Genomic DNA, 16,357 nt, shown 5'->3' with positions numbered 1-16,357 from the left:
ATCGGCTCTGGGCCATGCGCTTGCAGACTCTGGCGATGTCAAGCTATGCGGCATAAAAAGGTGGCAGCTCGAAAGCCGCCACCAAACACCTCATATTATCTGCCGCTTATCTCATGGCGCACGTAGTCGTAAAGCACGTCGGCTTGGTATGAGAACGATTTGACCAAATCTTTCGCCTCGCGCTCGAACGCCTCGGCCGTCGGCGCGTCATCCATCATGGCCGTGTTCACGTATACGTTGAGCGCAGCGGCCTCCATGGCACCCTTCGCAAGAGCGGCAGACGCCCCCACGTCAGACAAGGCCAAACGTGACGCATTGTGGGCCAAAAAATCATCCAGCTCGATCACCTTCGCACACACGCGCATGATCTGCAGCGGAATCTCGCAGGCATCCACCAGTGCCTTTTGACCGGCAGCATGGCGCAGCTGCTGCTGCGCGGTCGTCGCCTTGGGCATCTTCCACGTGCGAGCCAAAGCAGAAAACGCCTTGGCGTCATCCTCCACAAGCCGCAGCAGCGTTTCTCGGCACGCTTTGAGCTGCAAGAGCACGCCCTTAAGGTCGCCTTGAATGGCGGCATACTTCTGCTTTCCCAGCGTAAGATTGCCCACCATGGAGCCGAGCGCAGCGGCCAGTGCGCCGGCATAGGCGCTCGCCCCACCGCCCCCGGGCGTGGGAGCGGCGGAGGCAACCGCCTCGATAAACTTTTTATCGGGCACCATCGCCCCTTTCTAGCCAATGCCGGCAGCAGCGGCAACAACATCAACAACCAGGCGTTCTGCGCGATGCGCATTGCTATTCTGTGCGCGATGCTCATCGCTATTCTGCGCACATCGCACATTGCCAAGAAGTCAGCAAAAAGCGCTCCGACGCCTCGGACGAGCGCGCCGGCAGAGACGTGGCATGGCGTGCTCCGCATGCAATCCCCGTCGGCGCAGCAAGTCGAAAGCTCCCGAGCGCTTCGCAATCTTGCAGTGCCTCATGCGAATGTCGCGCCAGCCGGCAAGATGGCGCAATCGTCTAGAAAAGCCCTGTGATCTTGCCGGTCTCGTCCACATCGATGTGCACGGCGGCGGGATCTTTGCCCAAGCCAGGCATGGTCATGATGTCGCCCGTGAGCGCCACCACGAAGCCCGCGCCCGCCGACACCTTGACGTTGCGCACCGTGATGCGGAACCCGCGCGGCGCGCCCAGAAGCTTGGGATCGTCCGAGAAGCTGTACTGGGTCTTTGCCATGCACACCGGCATGCCGCCAAAGCCCAGGTCCTCGAGCTGCGCCAGCTGCTTCTTGGCGTTTGGCGTAAAGTCAACGCCGTCGGCATGATAGACGCGCGTGGCGATGGCCTCGATCTTCTCGGCCAGGCTCGCATCGTCGGGGTAGCAGAACTCAAACGTGGAAGCGCTGCGACCCTCGGCATCACCCTGCTCGCACAGGCGCACCACTTCCTCGGCGAGCGCCATACCGCCCTCGCCGCCGCGCGCCGCGACCTCGGAGCGAACGGCATCCACGCCCAGCTCGCGGCACTTGCGCTCAACAAGTTCGAGCTCGGCGTCGGTATCGTGCGGGAAGCGGTTGATGGCAACCACGCAGGGCAGCTTGTATACGTTGGTGATGTTGTCCACGTGCTGCAGCAGATTGGGCAATCCGGCCTCAAGCGCCTCGAGGTTTTCCTCGGTGACCTTGGCCTTGGGCACACCGCCATGGTTCTTGAGCGCACGCACCGTGGCAACAACCACAACCGCATCGGGCTTAAGCCCCGCCAAGCGGCACTTGATATCCAGGAATTTCTCCGCGCCCAGGTCGGCACCGAAGCCCGCCTCGGTCACGCAGTAGTCGCCCAACGCCATGGCCATGCGCGTGGCCATGATGGAGTTGCAGCCGTGCGCGATGTTGGCAAAGGGGCCGCCGTGCACAAAGGCCGGCGTGCCTTCGAGCGTCTGCACCAAGTTGGGCTTGAGCGCGTCTTTGAGCAGCGCGCACATGGCGCCCTGAGCATGAAGCTGGCCGGCGGTAATGGGCTGATCATCGCGCGTATAGCCCACCACGATGCGAGCCAGGCGCTCTTTGAGGTCGGAGATGCTCGTGGCCAGACAGAAGATGGCCATGATCTCAGACGCCACGGTGATGTCGAAGCCGTCTTCGCGCGGCACGCCATGGGCCTTGCCGCCCAGGCCGCACACGATGTTGCGCAGCTGGCGGTCGTTCATATCCACGCAGCGCTTCCAGGTGATCTTGCGCACATCAAAGCCGAGCGCGTTGCCCTGCTGAATATGGTTGTCGATCATTGCGGCCAGAAGGTTGTTGGCCGCGCCGATGGCATGGAAATCGCCCGTAAAGTGCAGATTGATGTCCTCCATGGGAATGACCTGGGCGTACCCGCCGCCCGCAGCGCCGCCCTTGATGCCAAAGACGGGTCCCAGGCTGGGTTCGCGCAGCGCTGCCACCACGTTCTTGCCGATTTTGCGCAAGCCATCGGCCAGGCCCACCGTGGTGGTGGTTTTGCCCTCGCCGGCTGGCGTGGGATTGATGGCCGTCACCAGAATCAGCTTGCCGGGCTCGTGCGGATGATCGTTCAGCAGGTTGTAGTCGACCTTAGCCTTATAGTTGCCGTACATCTCCAAATACTCCTGCGGCACGCCGGCGCGCTCGGCAATCTTGGAGATATGCTCGGGGGTTACGGACTGGGCAATTTCAATGTCGCTCAACACTTCGGGCCCTTCCTTCCTTGGGTGACGGCGGCGTTCAGTCGCGCGCCCGGCCCGCAGTAACGGCGAGGCACGCAAAAGACGCACAGTGATCGGGATTGACCCATTGTACCCGTCGGCGCATCGGTCGCCAGGCTGCCCTCGCGTTTCCTTGACAAGCGGCACGAAAACCCCGGATGCGGCAGCATCGTTGCGCGCCCGGCCCCGGCAACAACTCCGCCGGCAAATAGCGAAACGCCTTTAGCCGCCCTCCGGCAACAGCGCGCTCCAGCACGCCCGCGCCCCATCGTCGGCGCGCGCCGCCCTTGGCGCGCCCGGCCCCGGCAACAGCGAGTCAACCTCAGTTGCTCGCGGTCGATTGCGGGCGCCGTGGTCCATCCCCGGCAACAGCGAGTCAACCGTTTTGAGGAAGAGCCCGATTCCGGCATAAGACGCAGGGTCGCGTGCTATGATGCAGAAAAACAGGCGCACGTCGCCTTGCTCGCATGCCCTTGGCCTGCCTGACGCGTCGCCACGCCACCGCCCTATCCAACCCGAAGGGCACGCCATGAATGAAGAAGCTGAGTCCATCCTCATCGTCGACGACGAGCAATCCATCACCGATTTCGTATCGTACAGCCTTATGAAAGAAGGCTTTCGCGTGGACGTAGCGTCCAACGGCGAAGATGCGCTCGCGCTTGCCATGCGCAAGAAATATGACCTGTTCGTGCTCGACATCATGCTGCCCGGCATGGACGGCTACGAGCTGTGCCGCCGCATTCGCGCCCGCACCACGGCACCCGTGCTGTTCCTTTCCGCACGAGACACCGAGCTGGATAAGGTCGTAGGCCTCGAAATCGGCGGCGATGACTATCTTGCCAAGCCCTTCGGCGTGCGCGAGCTCATCGCCCGCGTGCGCGCGCTGCTGCGTCGCGGCACCATGGATTCCGTCTCCAACTCCGGCGCGCTTACCGCGGCGGGCATCACGCTCGACGAGGACCGCCACACGGCGGTTGGCCCGAATGGCTCCATCGACCTGACTCCGCGCGAGTTCGAGCTGCTTGCGGCGCTCATGAAGGACGCGGGCAAGGTGGTCACACGCGAGGAGCTGCTGCGCGAGGCGTGGGGCTGGGAGTACATCACCGAGACGAAGACCGTCGATACGCACATCAAGCGCCTGCGCGACAAGCTCTCGGCGGCAGGCTTCGACGCCGGCGTGATCGAAACAGTGCGCGGCTACGGCTACCGCCTGCGCGCATAGCGGGGAGCCAAGCATGACGCCTGACGCGCATACGCACAATCGGCCTACTCCCCAGCGCGCTTTTTGCGCTTGCGGGCGAGACGGGGGGAGCACGGCGCACGCCCAACACGGGCAAGCGATAGGACGGGCCGTTCGTTGAAGCGCCTTCAGACATATTTCGCCATTCTGACAGCCATATTCGCGGTTGCGGGCGCCGTGGTGGCGCTCATGGCCGTCGCGCTGTTCAATACGGGAAACCCCCTGGTCATAGCTTGGATTCTGCTGACCGGCGGCACGTTCGTGTTCATCATCTCGCTCATCATCGGGCACTACATGGCCGAACCCTTGGTCAACCTCCATCGCAAGGCGCGGGCGGTGTTCGAAGGCGATGCCACGGTGGATATCAAACCCGAAGGCAAGCTGTACGAGGCTGACCTTCTGGCGGAAGATTTTGCCGCTTTGGGCGAGCAGAACAAAACCAAGATGTCCGACCTCGCGGTGCAGCAGAAGCGCCAGACCCAGTTCATAAGCGACGTGGCCCATGAGCTGCGCACGCCGCTCACCGCCATTCGCGGCAACGCCGAAACCATGATGGACCCCGATATGCCGCCCGCACTGCGCGAGCGATTCTGCCACACCATCATCAGCGAATCCGAGCGCCTCACGCGCATGGCAAACGACCTTCTCACGCTTCAGCATGTGGAAGAAGGCACCGACCAAACCAGCTGGCGCCGCGTGAAGCTACACGACGTAGTGACCGATGTGGCCGACGCGCTCGAGCCGCTCATCGAGGAGCGCGGCGGCACGCTTACCGTAACGGGCGAGGCGCCCGATGTGCTGGGGAACGCGGATCGCCTTCAGCAGGTGGTCTACAACCTGGTGGCTAACGCGTCCCGCTTTATCGGCGAAGGCGGGCACGTAATCATCCGACTCGAGGGCCTGGCCGACCGATCGGTCATCAGCGTGCTCGACGATGGCCCCGGATTTGGCAATATCGACCCCAAACTGCTGTTCACGCGCTTCTTCCGCGGCGACAACTCGCGCGCCCGCAACACCGGCGGAACGGGTCTGGGCCTCGCTATCGCTAAGAGCATCGTCGAGGCGCACGACGGCACCATTGAGGCGCTCAACCGCGCCGAAGGCGGCGCTTGCTTCATCGTGACGCTTCCCAGCATCCACGAGCATATTCACTAACGAATGCGAAGGCACGGCGGGCATTTGAACGCGCCGCAACTGAGCGCGCCTAAAGAGAATCGCGGCCGACAAGGCGTGACGGGAGCGGGCGGCACGCCCTTCCCGCTCTCGACATGACCCCCCCCCCGCAACAAAGAGCGCTGCCAACGAGAGCCAGGGCGCTTTTGCCCATCGCTTGAGAGTCCTCCTGCAACGAAGGGCGGTTTGCTGCAGTTTTTTGGCATCGCGCGAAATAGCCCGGATTTTCCTTCTCCATTTTCCCAGGTCACACGGCCGTCCATTTTTTGCTACTTTTGACACATGGGAAAAACTGCAGCAAATCGCCCTTCGTTGCATTTGACGCACTTATTTCTCCGGCCACACCAATCTCGTTGGCCGTATTAACCCCTTGTCGCGCTCTTTTCGCTCACCGCAGCTTCCCTTGCTACGCTCATCCCTTTACCGCACCCGCTTCCTCCGGCAAATCCTTCTCTACTTTTGTGGCGTTCTTTGTGGCATTCGTTTCGTACGAATCAAGATTACTTGGAATCATGCGATAGCGCACTGGGCCCGCCCTTTTTACAATAGGCACGCGTCGCGTCACACGAAGCGCAAAAGGTGGAATACGACGCAGGGCATCAAGACCGGAAAAGAGGAGGCGCCGTGGGCGAATCGGGTTATCGCGCGTTTTTCCACACGAAGCATGTTCCGCAGCTCGCGCTTTCCATGGTGCTGGCGCGTTTGCCTGTGGGCGTTGTCACCATCGTGCTGGTGCTTTTCGTGAGCACACGATACGGCGCCACCATCGCGGGCCTCTGTACCGCCGGATTCACTATTGGCATGGCGTGCTTGGCGCCCGTGTTCGGCAAATTCGTGGACAAAGGATACGGTCCCGTCACGCTGCGCATCCTCGCCGTGGTGGAAATGGTGAGCGTGCTGGCGCTTGTGGCGCTGGTGCTCGCGCAAACGCACTTTATGCTGGCGGTGGTTGCTTCATTCTGCTGCGGCGCGTTCATGCCGCCCATCGCCGGCGTCACACGTTCGCTCTGGCCCAGCATGCTGGAGATGGAAATGATCGCCACCGCGTATAACTTCGAGGTGCTGGTCATCGACGTGCTCTATGTGACGGGTCCGCTGCTTGCCAGCGTGTTCGTGGCAATTGGCGCACCTGAAGCGGGACTGATCGCAACCACCGCCGGATCGCTCGTGGGCACGTTCGTACTCGCGTCGCTCGAGCCGGTCAAGAATCACGCGCAACGCAATCGCGCTCGTCGCGCCCAGATGGCCGGAACGCCCGACACGAGCACAGAAGGCAACGGGGGAGCGAATAAAGCAGCCGAGCCAACCAGGGTCCCGCTGCTCACTCTTGCCGTGATCCTGCTGCTCCTAGCCGCCCTCATGCGGCTCATGTTCAGCGGCTGGCTGGAAACCATCATTCCCCTGTTCTACAGCGATGCCGGCCAGGCGGCGCTCGGAAGCATCGCGATTTCCGCATGGTCGGTGGGCTCGGTGCTAGGTGTGGTGCTGTTCCATCGGTTCCAGCCCAATCCGCGCACGATTGCGCCCGTCAAGCAGATGGCGCTGTTCACCGGCGTGTTCATGGTGGTGTCGCTTTTATCGGGACTCGGCGTAAACGGGTTTGCCGTCATGTGCGTGCTGATGCTGCTCGTAGGCGCATTCGGCGCGCCGGTTGACAATCTCCACTACCAGCTGGCAAGCACCCTGGCGCCCCAAGAACGGCAGGCGGAGATGTTCTCGTGGCTCAACACGGCATCAAACGTAGGCATTGCCGGCGGAGCGTTTTTCGCGGGATTGTGCGCCGATTACGTGGATTACGGCATTGCGTTCTTCCTGCCCTCGAGCTGCCTGGTGCTCTCGTTCGCATTCACGGCGATACTGGTGGCGGTGTGCAGCGGTCATACGCCTCGCATGATTCGCAGGCGCGGCGCCTCTCACGCATAGGAGAGTTTCCCATGCGTGCACAACCCGACAAGGACGGAGACGGCCAGGTTCATATGCGAAGGTGATTCCCATGCGTGCACAACCCGACGGATGCCGCGCGGCGCCCCGCAGGCACGAGGAAGGCACACGCCCAGTATCCGTCGCGCGTCAGATGGGTAAAACGACATCTGGTGCGCACGAGCGCAACGCAAGGGGCGCCTCGCAAGCACAGAGAGTCCCAAGCGTGTAGAGCTCGATGGATGCCGCGCGGCACCTTGCAAGCATAAGAGCGGCACCGCGCATGAGCGCGCCGCAAGCGGCATCCACTTTGCATGGCCGCCATCGCGATTTCGCGCGCGAAACGCCGCTCCGCCGTGTCATAATTGGCTTTCATACGTGAACGCCAAGAGCAATAATCGACCCCAGCAAAGGACCCTACATCATGGTTACCATTGAGAAACTCAAAGGAAACTTCGCAAGTCGCGCAGGAAAGCTCTATCGCGCTTCTTTCGAGGAGTGGGAGCGCATCCCCTTTTTCGCGCTGCGGGCACGTTCCGCATCGAAAGAGGTTGACTTGCTGGCGTTTTGCGAGAACGGCGAATTCTGCGGCTTTGCCTGCCTCACGCTGAACGATAAGGCTGCATACATCCAGTATCTGGCCGTGGAGGAGTCGATGCGCGGACGCGGTTTGGGCGGAGAGATGCTCGATGCGCTCGTAAACCACTACGAAGGCAAGAGCGTCGCGCTCGATATCCACGCAGTACGCCCGGGCACCGACGGCTCGAAGCTACGCGCGCATCATCGCAAGCTGTACACGGAGCACGAATACAAGGCCTCGGGATACGGCTATCGAGACGGTGGCGTGGTGTACGAGATCTTGGTGCATGGCGAAAAGCTGGAGCGCACGGATTACATGAAGCTCATCAACAAGCTCGCCTTTGGCCTGACCCAGATCAGCGTGCGCAAGATGGATGAGTTGAAGTAAAGCGAAGCGATCGCGCAAAAAATGGAGCACACCATGGCAGGGCACGCACCTGCCGCAGAAGTCCTCTAATTGTATATCGATACAAAATGCCAGTGTATTCAGGGGGTTCCAAGCAGTTGCTTGGAACCCCCTGTTTCGTACGCAGGTGCATTTCTTGGCGCTTCTGCTCCGCTTAACGACCCTCACCCGAACGGACACCTTCTTGATGTGCCCGCTTTTCTTGCATTACGTAATGCATTGATATATAGTAAGCAAAACGAGCGAAGGAGGGATCTATGGCGCAAGCATCCACTCTCAATATTCGATTGCTCGATTCGCTCAAAACGCATGGAAATCAAGTGCTTGAGCGCGAAGGCATTTCCGCGTCCGAGGCGGTTCGCAAGCTCTACGAATATCTTGAACGCGAGCAAAAAATGCCCGATTGCCTCATGCAAAAGGCGGAGCAAGATAAATACGAACTACGGCGTCGCGCGCTTAAGGAATTTGCCGGATGCGCTCCCCTGCCTGAAGGTTTTGGCGCAGATGACGTGCGCGAAGAGCGCTTGGCGAGAAAGGGGCTCCTGTAATGAGAGTCTGCTTCGATACCAACGTCGTCATAGACATCGCAGGCAAAACCGATTGGTTTTTGGATTCGTACGCATCATACGACATCGCCCTCATGCGCAAGTTCGACACGTATATTACAGCGGCGTCCACAACCGATATCGTGTACGTGCTCCATAGGCGCGGTATGAGCACGAAGGAATCAAATGCGCAGCTTCCTTCGCTTTTTTTCATGTTCGATGTCCTGGATGTAACTGAGTCCGATTGTCGTCAGGCATACGAAAACGAAATGAAGGACTGCGAGGATGCTCTTGTGGCCGAATGCTGCGCGCGCAACAATGTAGACATCATCGTCACGCGCAACAAGAAGGATTTCGCGCATTCACCCGTTCCCGCGCTTACGCCGCGGGAGTTCATTGAGGCATACAAGCCGGAAAACGTCAGCTACGACATGGTTGACTTTGTTTAAGGCCCGCTAGCCGCGGCGACGCCAACGCGTAAGTCGGCGTTCGGCGATGTCGAAGATCTCATAGAGGATTACACCCAACACGGCCATGGCGATAATGCCGGCAAACATCTTGGGATAAGCGAGCAGAGCCCACGCGTCCACGATGAAGTAGCCCAGTCCCGTTGACCCCGCCAGGCTTTCTGCGAAGAACAGAATGGCAACCGCCGTGCCGCTGGAAATGCGCAACGCCGTGAAAAGCTCCGGCAGCGTGGCGGGAACAATAACGTGGCGATACACGTCAAGGCGCCCCGCGCCCAACGAACGCATCGACATAACGGCCTGTTCGGGCACGCTTTGCGCCGCATCGCGCACCGTAACCAGCACCTGGAAGAAAATGGTGATGGCAATGAGCGTAATCTTAGGCGCATCGGCCAGACCCATCAGCACGATAAGCACCGGCAGCAAGACCACCTTGGGCAGCGGATAAAGAAAATACAGCACAGGCGCAAACACGGCGTCCACCTTTGGCGAGCGTCCGCAAGCAAGCCCCAGAGGAATGGCAAGCACCGTGCCGATGAACATGGCGACCACCACGCGGTACAGGCTCACCAAAAACGCCGGCCACAAATCGCCCGCATACTGCACCACCATAGGAAACGCCTCGGCAGGGCCGGGCAACGCGGGATTGTCCACCAGCATGGCCGTTACCTGCCAGCCCGCGAGAATAAACACGATGGCCAACGCATACCCGATCAGCTTGCGCGCGATTCCCTCCTTACGCATGGAGCACCTCCTCGCCCGCCCGCAGCACCTCGCGCAGCTCGCGGCAGCGCTCGAAAAACAGCGGATCGTCGCGCCAGTCGTCTGCCTGCATCTCGGAGTTGTACAGCGTAAACGCGATGCGTCCCGGGCGCGGCGTCATCACCACCACGCGCTGGCCCAAAAATACCGCCTCCTCGATGGAGTGCGTGACCAGCACCTGGGCATAGCCGCCTTCGCGCCACGTGCGTTTTAGCATGTTCTGCATCTCTTCGCGAAGAAGCGCGTCGAGCGCGGAGAGAGGCTCGTCCATCAGCAGCAAGTCAATATCGCACGCGAGCGCCCTGGCCATGGCCAAACGCTGCCGCATGCCACCCGAAAGCTCGGCGGGATACGCTTTGGCGAAATCGGAAAGCCCCACTCGAGCCAGAGCGTCCGCAACGCGCTCGCGACGCTCGCGCTTGGACACACGACGCACCTGCAAACCAAGCCCCACGTTTTGCTCGACCGTTTTCCACGGCATCAGACCGAAATCCTGCAGGATAAGCCCGGTTTCAAGCCGCGGGCGCGTGACGATAGCGCCGTCCACAAACGCGCCGCCCTGGGTTGGCTTGAGCAACCCGCACGCAATCAGAAGGCTCGTGGACTTGCCGCAGCCGGAAGGACCCAGAATAGCGACGGATTCTCCCGGGGCAACCTGCAGGCTCAAAGGCCCCAAAGCCCTCGTCTTGCCGCGCGCGCCGTCATAGGTTTGCGACACATTGCTCAATTCGAGCTTCGGAGGCACCGAAAAGCTTGCGCTCGCACCAGAGCCTGCGCCCTCAGTCGCAGGCACGCGAGTCCCGGCGATCGTTGACTCAGCCGTAGCCATCCCTTCCCTTCCTTGCGCTGTCTTACGCCGCCCTAGGCGGATACTCGCCCGACGCCTTTTGATCGGCGATACGGCGGTTGATCTTGCGCATCTCCACAATGAGAAAGACGAGCACGGTAAAGATGGCCAAGAAGTCCGAGGCCGGCACCGCGAAGTACACCGCGTCGAGCGAGTCTATCATCGGCAGAATGTGAGGCAGCGTTTCGGGGAAGATCAACGTCAACGGAATCAGGAACAGAATCTGGCGCGTAAGCGACAGGATGATGCTCTTTGCCGGCTGACCCGTAGCCTGGAAGTAGTTGGAGCCCACGATCTGGAAGCCGATGATGGGCAGGAAGATCAGATTCACGCGCAGGGCGAATGCGGCGAGCGCCACCAGCTCCGCATCGTTGATGCCGAAGAAATTGATGACCTGCGGAGCAAAAATGAGGATGAGCACCCACATGACCGTGCCCAGAATGGTAGCTCCGATGATGCCCACGCGCAGGGTGGTTTTCACGCGTTCCCACAGACGTGCACCGTAGTTGAAGCCCAAAAGCGGCTGCACGGCAATGGAAACACCGATCAGCGGCAGGATGGTGAACATGGCCACGCGCCCGACAACGCCGATGGCGGCAAGCGCATTATCGGCGCCGATGGGATCCATGGCGCCATATTTGGCAAGCGCGTAGTTGGTGACCACCATAGAAACGGCGGAGCCGATCTGGATAGCGAACGATGCAGTGCCCAGCGAGATGATGCTGCGGCACAGCTTGCCCTTGAGCGGCAGGTACTTGCGGCGCAGGCGGATGGGCACGTTGGGGGTCTTGGTGAAGTACCAGATGACGGTGCAGCAGCTGATGAACATGCCGCACACCGTTGCCCACGCGCTACCGGCCACGCCCATGCCCATGCCCAGCACGAAAATGGCATTGAACACGGTGCAGCCCACGGCGCCGATGAGCATGGTCATGAACGCGCGGTTGGGCGCGCCCGCGGTACGGATGAAGTTGTTGAGGCCCATGCCCACGATCTGGAACACGCAACCCAGGCTGATGATCTGGATGAATTCGCGCGCATACGGACGCACGTTATCGGTGGCGGAAGAAAGTGTCATGAGCGGCTCGATGAACACCGGAACATGAGCAAGCACCGCGAGCGAAAGCGAGACGATGATGCCAAGAACGGCGGTGTTGCCGAGGATGTTCTCCGCCTCATCGTGGCGACCTTCGCCCAAACGCAGGGCGCACAGCGCGTTGCCGCCGGCGCCAATAAGCATGGACAGCGCCATGAACACCGTCATGATAGGGCCGGCGACGGTTACGGCAGTCAGGCCGATTTCGCCCGCCCCGTGACCCAAAAACACCGAGTCAATCAGCTGATACGCGCCGTTGACCAGCATGCCCAAAATAGCCGGAATGGCAAATTCGACCACGAGCCTGGGGATATTGCCCGTGCCCATGCGGGTCACGCGCTCGTTTTCCCTTTTGGGGGCGTCAGAGGAAGCGGATGCTTCCTGGGTCTTTTTCGTGATGTCTGCGCTCATGCTCTCGCCGCCTCTCTTGCCGTGAAGTACCGTGCGCTTGCTGCATTCGGATATGTACGTTGAAAAGGCCGCGAATGCGGCCCAGTAGGTATCGTCGATAGAGCGACTACGAAAATCGTATTGTAAAGAGGAACAATGCGAAGAGCAAACCTTTTGGAAAGGGAACGAGGCGCAAGGCGCCCCGCTTCCATAAGTTCTCCAAGAGATAGGGGTTTGCGGCACGCGCCCTTCCCTCGGCAGAATTGCGCAAGCTCATGCGCTCCGGCAAGGTGCGATCCGGTGCGACGCTACTCCAAGGATTCCAGCTCGTGCGCCATGGATACGAGCAGCGCATCCAGAAGCGCATCAAGATACTCCCCACTCGGCGTACCCAGGCGGCCCTGCGCCAAATCCACCAGGTAAGCAGGCACATTGCGGCCATCTGTCTCGATGGGGCGATCGGGATGGAACACGTTCACGCCGCAGCCAACCACCACGCAGCCATCACGTGCCTCCAGCGAGATGCCGCAAACCTTGCCCGCATCGCACACCACGTCGTTGGGGTGCTTCACGTGGATGGTGTCGGCAAGGCAGGGTGCGGCGGCATCGGTCGCATTGGGCGTCGCGGAACCGGTCAGCTTTCGCATGCCTTGGACGATCGAGCCCACGATTCCCCCGCTGTTCGCCGCGTGCGCATCGCCAGAAGCCGCATCCTCGCCCGGCACAGGCTCGACCCAAAACGCCGTGGGATCGACCCCGCATTCCATGCGCGCCACGCGGCATACGGCGCGCGCGATAGCGGGGCTGATCAGGGGCCATTTGCTCTGCGGAATCCCCGGGCGCAGCAGCAGCGAAAAATACAGACCGCCTTCGGGGCTCACCCATACGCGCCCCCACTGCCCGCGCCCCTGCCTCTGCGAGCGCGCCACAACAACGGCGCCCTCGGCGGCACCTTGAGAGGCGAGCTCCCACACATCGTCATTCGTGGAAGCAGTCAGGTCTCTGCGTAGGATGGAAAAATGCATTACAGAAGCCCCGTCACCTTGCCCAGCAGCAGCTCGAAGCTCACGCCACGGTTCTTGAAGTCGGGCTGCTTGGCGGAAACGATCATGGCATCGTGCGTCAGATCGCCCGCAAACGTTGCCGCCTCGGCAAGCGAACGGCCCGCCATCACAGCCGCCAGCAGCGCGCTCGCGTAAAGGTCGCCCGTGCCATGCAGCATGTAGGGCAGATACTCATTCTTGGCCTCGAAGAACTCGCAATCGCGGCCTGCCACGAAGTTGCGAATCATGCCGTCGCCGCGCTGGATGCCCTTGAGCACCACGTTCTTGGCGCCCTTGTCTAGCAGCGCACGCACGATGCGCTCGGCCTCGGCGTCATCGATGTCCACGCCGCCCCATTCGTCTCCGATAGGCTCGCCCAAAATAATGGCCGCCTCGGTAAGGTTGGGAGTCAGAATGTCGGCATCGGCCGCAAGGTCGGCCATAGCCTGGCACAATTCGGGCGTATACGTGGGATACACCTTGCCATGATCGGCCATGACGGGATCGACCACGCGCAACGCATGGGGGTATGTCTCGTAGATGCCGCGAATGATGTCCACCTGCTCGGGCGCGCCGAGAAATCCCGAATATACGGCGTCGATATCCACCCCGATGCCCTTCCAGGCGTTGAGGTAATCAGGCAGGATGGCAGTGGTGTCGTGCATGTACCAGCCGGGGAAAGCCGTATGGCTGGAGAACAAGCCCGTGGGCACCGGGCACACGTCGCAACCCGCCGCAGAGAGCACGGGGATGGCTACGCCCAACGAGCATTTACCGTAGCCGCACAGATCGTGCACGGCAGCGACGCGCGGAATATAATCGCCCTCGCGCTTATAGAGAACCGTTTCAGTAGCGTTTGCCATAATGCATGCTCCTTACCTGCATTCGCGTTTTGGAGATGCGACGAGCGGCCCGGCGGTCGCATGAACGCGAGAGCCAGCGGCCTGACGCCCGCGCCTGCATGGCGCGTTCTCGTCGGAACGGCGGCAGACTCGAACCGATACGCCGGCCCGCGCCCGCATGGCGCGTTCGCCATTCCCACAGGCAGCCGAGCGGCATTGCGCATGGCGCCCTACTCCGACGACATCCCCAAAGTGCTGCGAAGCCGGCCATTCGACCGGCTTCCCTTTTTAGTGCATCGCCCATATTACGCGGCGCACGTTTCTCGCGCGTGAACGCGCTCCAAAATCACGCAATGAGCATGCGGGTGCGCTCCGATGCGAGCGATCGCCCATGTTCAAAATGAGTACGCTAGCCTAAGAAAAGGTCAGATGTTTTCCCTCTTCCGCGCATTGCGCCAGATACAAATTAATAAGCGTCTGGTATGGCACGCCCGTGCGCGCGCTTTCACTCTTGAAATAATCGATTACGTCGATATCGAGATTCATGGTCACCGGCTTGCGAAGCTTTTTCGCGTAAGGATTTGCGCGAGCCCCTTCAAAATCATATTCAGGTTTCATGGCGATACCTCCAGTATTGCATCGACTCACGCTTGGTTACCTTGCGGGCGGAAATGATTCTTATGGTTTCTCCGTTCGACTTGAAACAATGGCAGACCGCCAAAACCCTCAGCAGTCGACTTAAGCATATAGACCGTCAAGCGGAACAAGCCTCACAAAGCTATCGCCTTTAGCAAACTGAACAAGGCGCGGGTCAAAGCCAGCATGTGAAAACAGCACGTAGTGCTTTTCAATCGCGGGCAAAACGGCAGCCTTCTCAACAAGATTCCAATACGCTTTGAGCCCGACAGGCTCGCTCGAGAGCTCAACCGCGCCCACAATCATGCAGGTACCGGCCTCGTCAATGCCTGTCACGTCTATCCACGTGCCAGAATCCCACCAAGCGCCCACGTTGCTGCAAACGAAAGGCATACGGCTAGCCGAGCTTTCGCGACACAGCCAATCGGCACACATGAGTCTCATGGGCTCGGCAGCAAATCGCCAGAGGCTTGGCGCGATTCTTCGCTCCCATACTCCCCTTGCGTCGCCCATCTCCAAATCCGAAAGGTTTGGAAACGCGAATGTATACCAAAAGCGCAGAAGTCTATCGAAGATACGGTACCTGCCGCGGCCGCCACCGCAGATGGAGCCCTGCTGCAACCCGACGTTTACAGGAAATTCGCGCTCGACAATTCCAGCACTGACGAGGTTTTTCAAATACACGCTCGCCTTCGCCGTGCTCAAGGACGAGGCGCGCGCAATCTCGCTCACCCGCGTTGAGCCGTGCGCTATCGCACATAGAATGCTGTTGTAGCGGGCAGGCTCACGGAATTCGCGATGGGCAATGCATTCCGCTTCGTCGTAGAGCGCCGACCCTTTGCGCAGGACGTTGCGAATAACGTTATCAGCCAGCGAAATTTCAGGGTCGCATTGTGTAAGATGGCGCGGCATTCCGCCGAAAATCGCATACGCAAGCGTCTTCTCTTCCGGCGAGTAATGTGGAAAGAATTCCGCTACCTCCCAATAGGGCAATAAATTAAGCCTGATGGCATCGGTGACGAGCCCGCCCAATGCGCCGCCCCCAGCCAGCAGCTCCCGCTCAACGAAGCCCGAATCCGAATCGCAGAGGATGAGCATCGCATCGCTGGACGAGGCAGATTCCCATGCCGCGCGAAGGGCCTCCAAAGTCGACGCGTCCTGGCGCGCAACGCGTGAAAACTCGTCAAGAACGATTACGGGTTTGCCCTTAGCGGAAGAACCATCTTTGCGGGCGTGCGCATTGTGAAGTTGCATGACCGCATCGAACTCGCTGGAAGCGCTTTCGCCGAATGCGACCTTGAAAGCGGCTTTCCATTCGTTCCCCTGAGAGCAGGCGCATTCGAATGCCGCGGAAATCGATCCGTCGTTGCCCTGCTCCAGCCGATTGAGAAAAGACTCCAGCTGCACAGCGCCCGATGCCTCAGGAGCACACCAGCATATATAGTTCTTGTCTTTGCAAAACTCGTGCACGAGCGCCGTCTTTCCAACGCCGCGAGAGCCATACAGCACCACGAGCCGGTGACGTGCTTTCATGGCACGATTCAAGGCCTCAAGCCCGCTCCATCGACCCGTAAATACGCCTTCCACCGCCCTTGCCACGCCCTCTCGAAAAATCAAAGCGCCCGCCACACCTCCGTGCGAACGCTCCGCACTTCGCACCTTGTCATGCGACACCCGCACACCCCGCCCC

At 60.5% G+C, this 16,357-nt stretch carries 15 protein-coding genes; 6 read left to right on the top strand and 9 right to left on the bottom strand.

Annotation, left to right across the window (positions count from 1 at the left end; translation table 11 throughout):
* Positions 1–95 precede the first annotated feature (95 nt).
* Positions 96–719, bottom strand: coding sequence for a cyclodeaminase/cyclohydrolase family protein (locus DMP06_RS04750; protein ID WP_245962384.1), 624 nt, complete (start codon positions 717–719; stop codon positions 96–98).
* A gap of 298 nt (positions 720–1,017) precedes the next feature.
* The gene (locus DMP06_RS04745) at positions 1,018–2,706 is read right to left on the bottom strand and encodes a formate--tetrahydrofolate ligase (protein WP_123208603.1); all 1,689 of its coding nucleotides are present in this window, start codon (positions 2,704–2,706) and stop codon (positions 1,018–1,020) included.
* A 544-nt stretch (positions 2,707–3,250) separates the two neighbouring features.
* Between DMP06_RS04745 and DMP06_RS04735 the strand changes: the two genes are divergently transcribed.
* The 6 genes from DMP06_RS04735 to DMP06_RS04710 all read left to right on the top strand — a co-directional run bounded on the left by DMP06_RS04735 (position 3,251) and on the right by DMP06_RS04710 (position 9,033).
* Positions 3,251–3,943, top strand: coding sequence for a response regulator transcription factor (locus DMP06_RS04735; protein WP_123208601.1), 693 nt, complete (start codon positions 3,251–3,253; stop codon positions 3,941–3,943).
* Between the two features lie 135 nt (positions 3,944–4,078).
* Complete coding sequence (locus tag DMP06_RS04730; protein WP_245962383.1) at positions 4,079–5,116, top strand: sensor histidine kinase; 1,038 nt, start codon at positions 4,079–4,081, stop codon at positions 5,114–5,116.
* 642 nt (positions 5,117–5,758) lie between these two features.
* Positions 5,759–7,057: an MFS transporter gene (locus tag DMP06_RS04725; RefSeq protein WP_123208600.1), complete on the top strand. Its 1,299-nt coding sequence runs from the start codon at positions 5,759–5,761 to the stop codon at positions 7,055–7,057.
* 421 nt (positions 7,058–7,478) lie between these two features.
* Positions 7,479–8,021: a GNAT family N-acetyltransferase gene (locus tag DMP06_RS04720; protein ID WP_123208599.1), complete on the top strand. Its 543-nt coding sequence runs from the start codon at positions 7,479–7,481 to the stop codon at positions 8,019–8,021.
* A gap of 275 nt (positions 8,022–8,296) precedes the next feature.
* Entirely contained in the window at positions 8,297–8,587 is a 291-nt protein-coding gene (locus DMP06_RS04715; protein ID WP_123208598.1) for a type II toxin-antitoxin system RelB/DinJ family antitoxin, read from the top strand.
* Complete coding sequence (locus DMP06_RS04710) at positions 8,587–9,033, top strand: PIN domain-containing protein (RefSeq protein ID WP_123208597.1); 447 nt, start codon at positions 8,587–8,589, stop codon at positions 9,031–9,033. The genes DMP06_RS04715 and DMP06_RS04710 overlap by 1 nt, the downstream gene beginning before the upstream one ends.
* A 6-nt stretch (positions 9,034–9,039) precedes the next feature.
* On the opposite strand, the gene DMP06_RS04705 is transcribed toward DMP06_RS04710, so the two are convergent.
* The 7 genes from DMP06_RS04705 to DMP06_RS04670 form a co-directional block, all read right to left on the bottom strand.
* Complete coding sequence (locus tag DMP06_RS04705; protein WP_123208596.1) at positions 9,040–9,795, bottom strand: ABC transporter permease; 756 nt, start codon at positions 9,793–9,795, stop codon at positions 9,040–9,042.
* Entirely contained in the window at positions 9,788–10,642 is an 855-nt protein-coding gene (locus tag DMP06_RS04700) for an ABC transporter ATP-binding protein (protein WP_123208595.1), read from the bottom strand. The genes DMP06_RS04705 and DMP06_RS04700 overlap by 8 nt, the downstream gene beginning before the upstream one ends.
* Before the next feature lie 22 nt (positions 10,643–10,664).
* Entirely contained in the window at positions 10,665–12,167 is a 1,503-nt protein-coding gene (locus tag DMP06_RS04695; protein ID WP_245962382.1) for an MATE family efflux transporter, read from the bottom strand.
* A 287-nt stretch (positions 12,168–12,454) separates the two neighbouring features.
* A complete protein-coding gene (locus tag DMP06_RS11565; protein ID WP_220092536.1) occupies positions 12,455–13,171 on the bottom strand; it encodes a biotin--[acetyl-CoA-carboxylase] ligase in 717 nt (238 codons plus the stop codon).
* Positions 13,171–14,052, bottom strand: a complete 882-nt coding sequence (locus tag DMP06_RS04685) for a PfkB family carbohydrate kinase (RefSeq protein WP_123208594.1) — start codon at positions 14,050–14,052, stop codon at positions 13,171–13,173. Before DMP06_RS04685 ends, DMP06_RS11565 begins: the two co-directional genes overlap by 1 nt.
* Before the next feature lie 393 nt (positions 14,053–14,445).
* The gene (locus DMP06_RS04680) at positions 14,446–14,679 is read right to left on the bottom strand and encodes a BrnA antitoxin family protein (protein ID WP_245962381.1); all 234 of its coding nucleotides are present in this window, start codon (positions 14,677–14,679) and stop codon (positions 14,446–14,448) included.
* 90 nt (positions 14,680–14,769) lie between these two features.
* Positions 14,770–16,357, bottom strand: a 1,588-nt coding sequence (locus tag DMP06_RS04670) for an ATP-binding protein (RefSeq protein ID WP_148042493.1), incomplete at its 5' end; no start/stop codon positions are given.

It is taken from the genome of Slackia equolifaciens (genome assembly GCF_003725995.1).
In the GTDB taxonomy this organism is placed as follows: Bacteria; Actinomycetota; Coriobacteriia; order Coriobacteriales; family Eggerthellaceae; genus Slackia; species Slackia equolifaciens.
The sequence above is the reverse complement of the archived record's forward strand: the minus strand, read 5'-3'. Positions and strand labels throughout refer to the sequence as shown.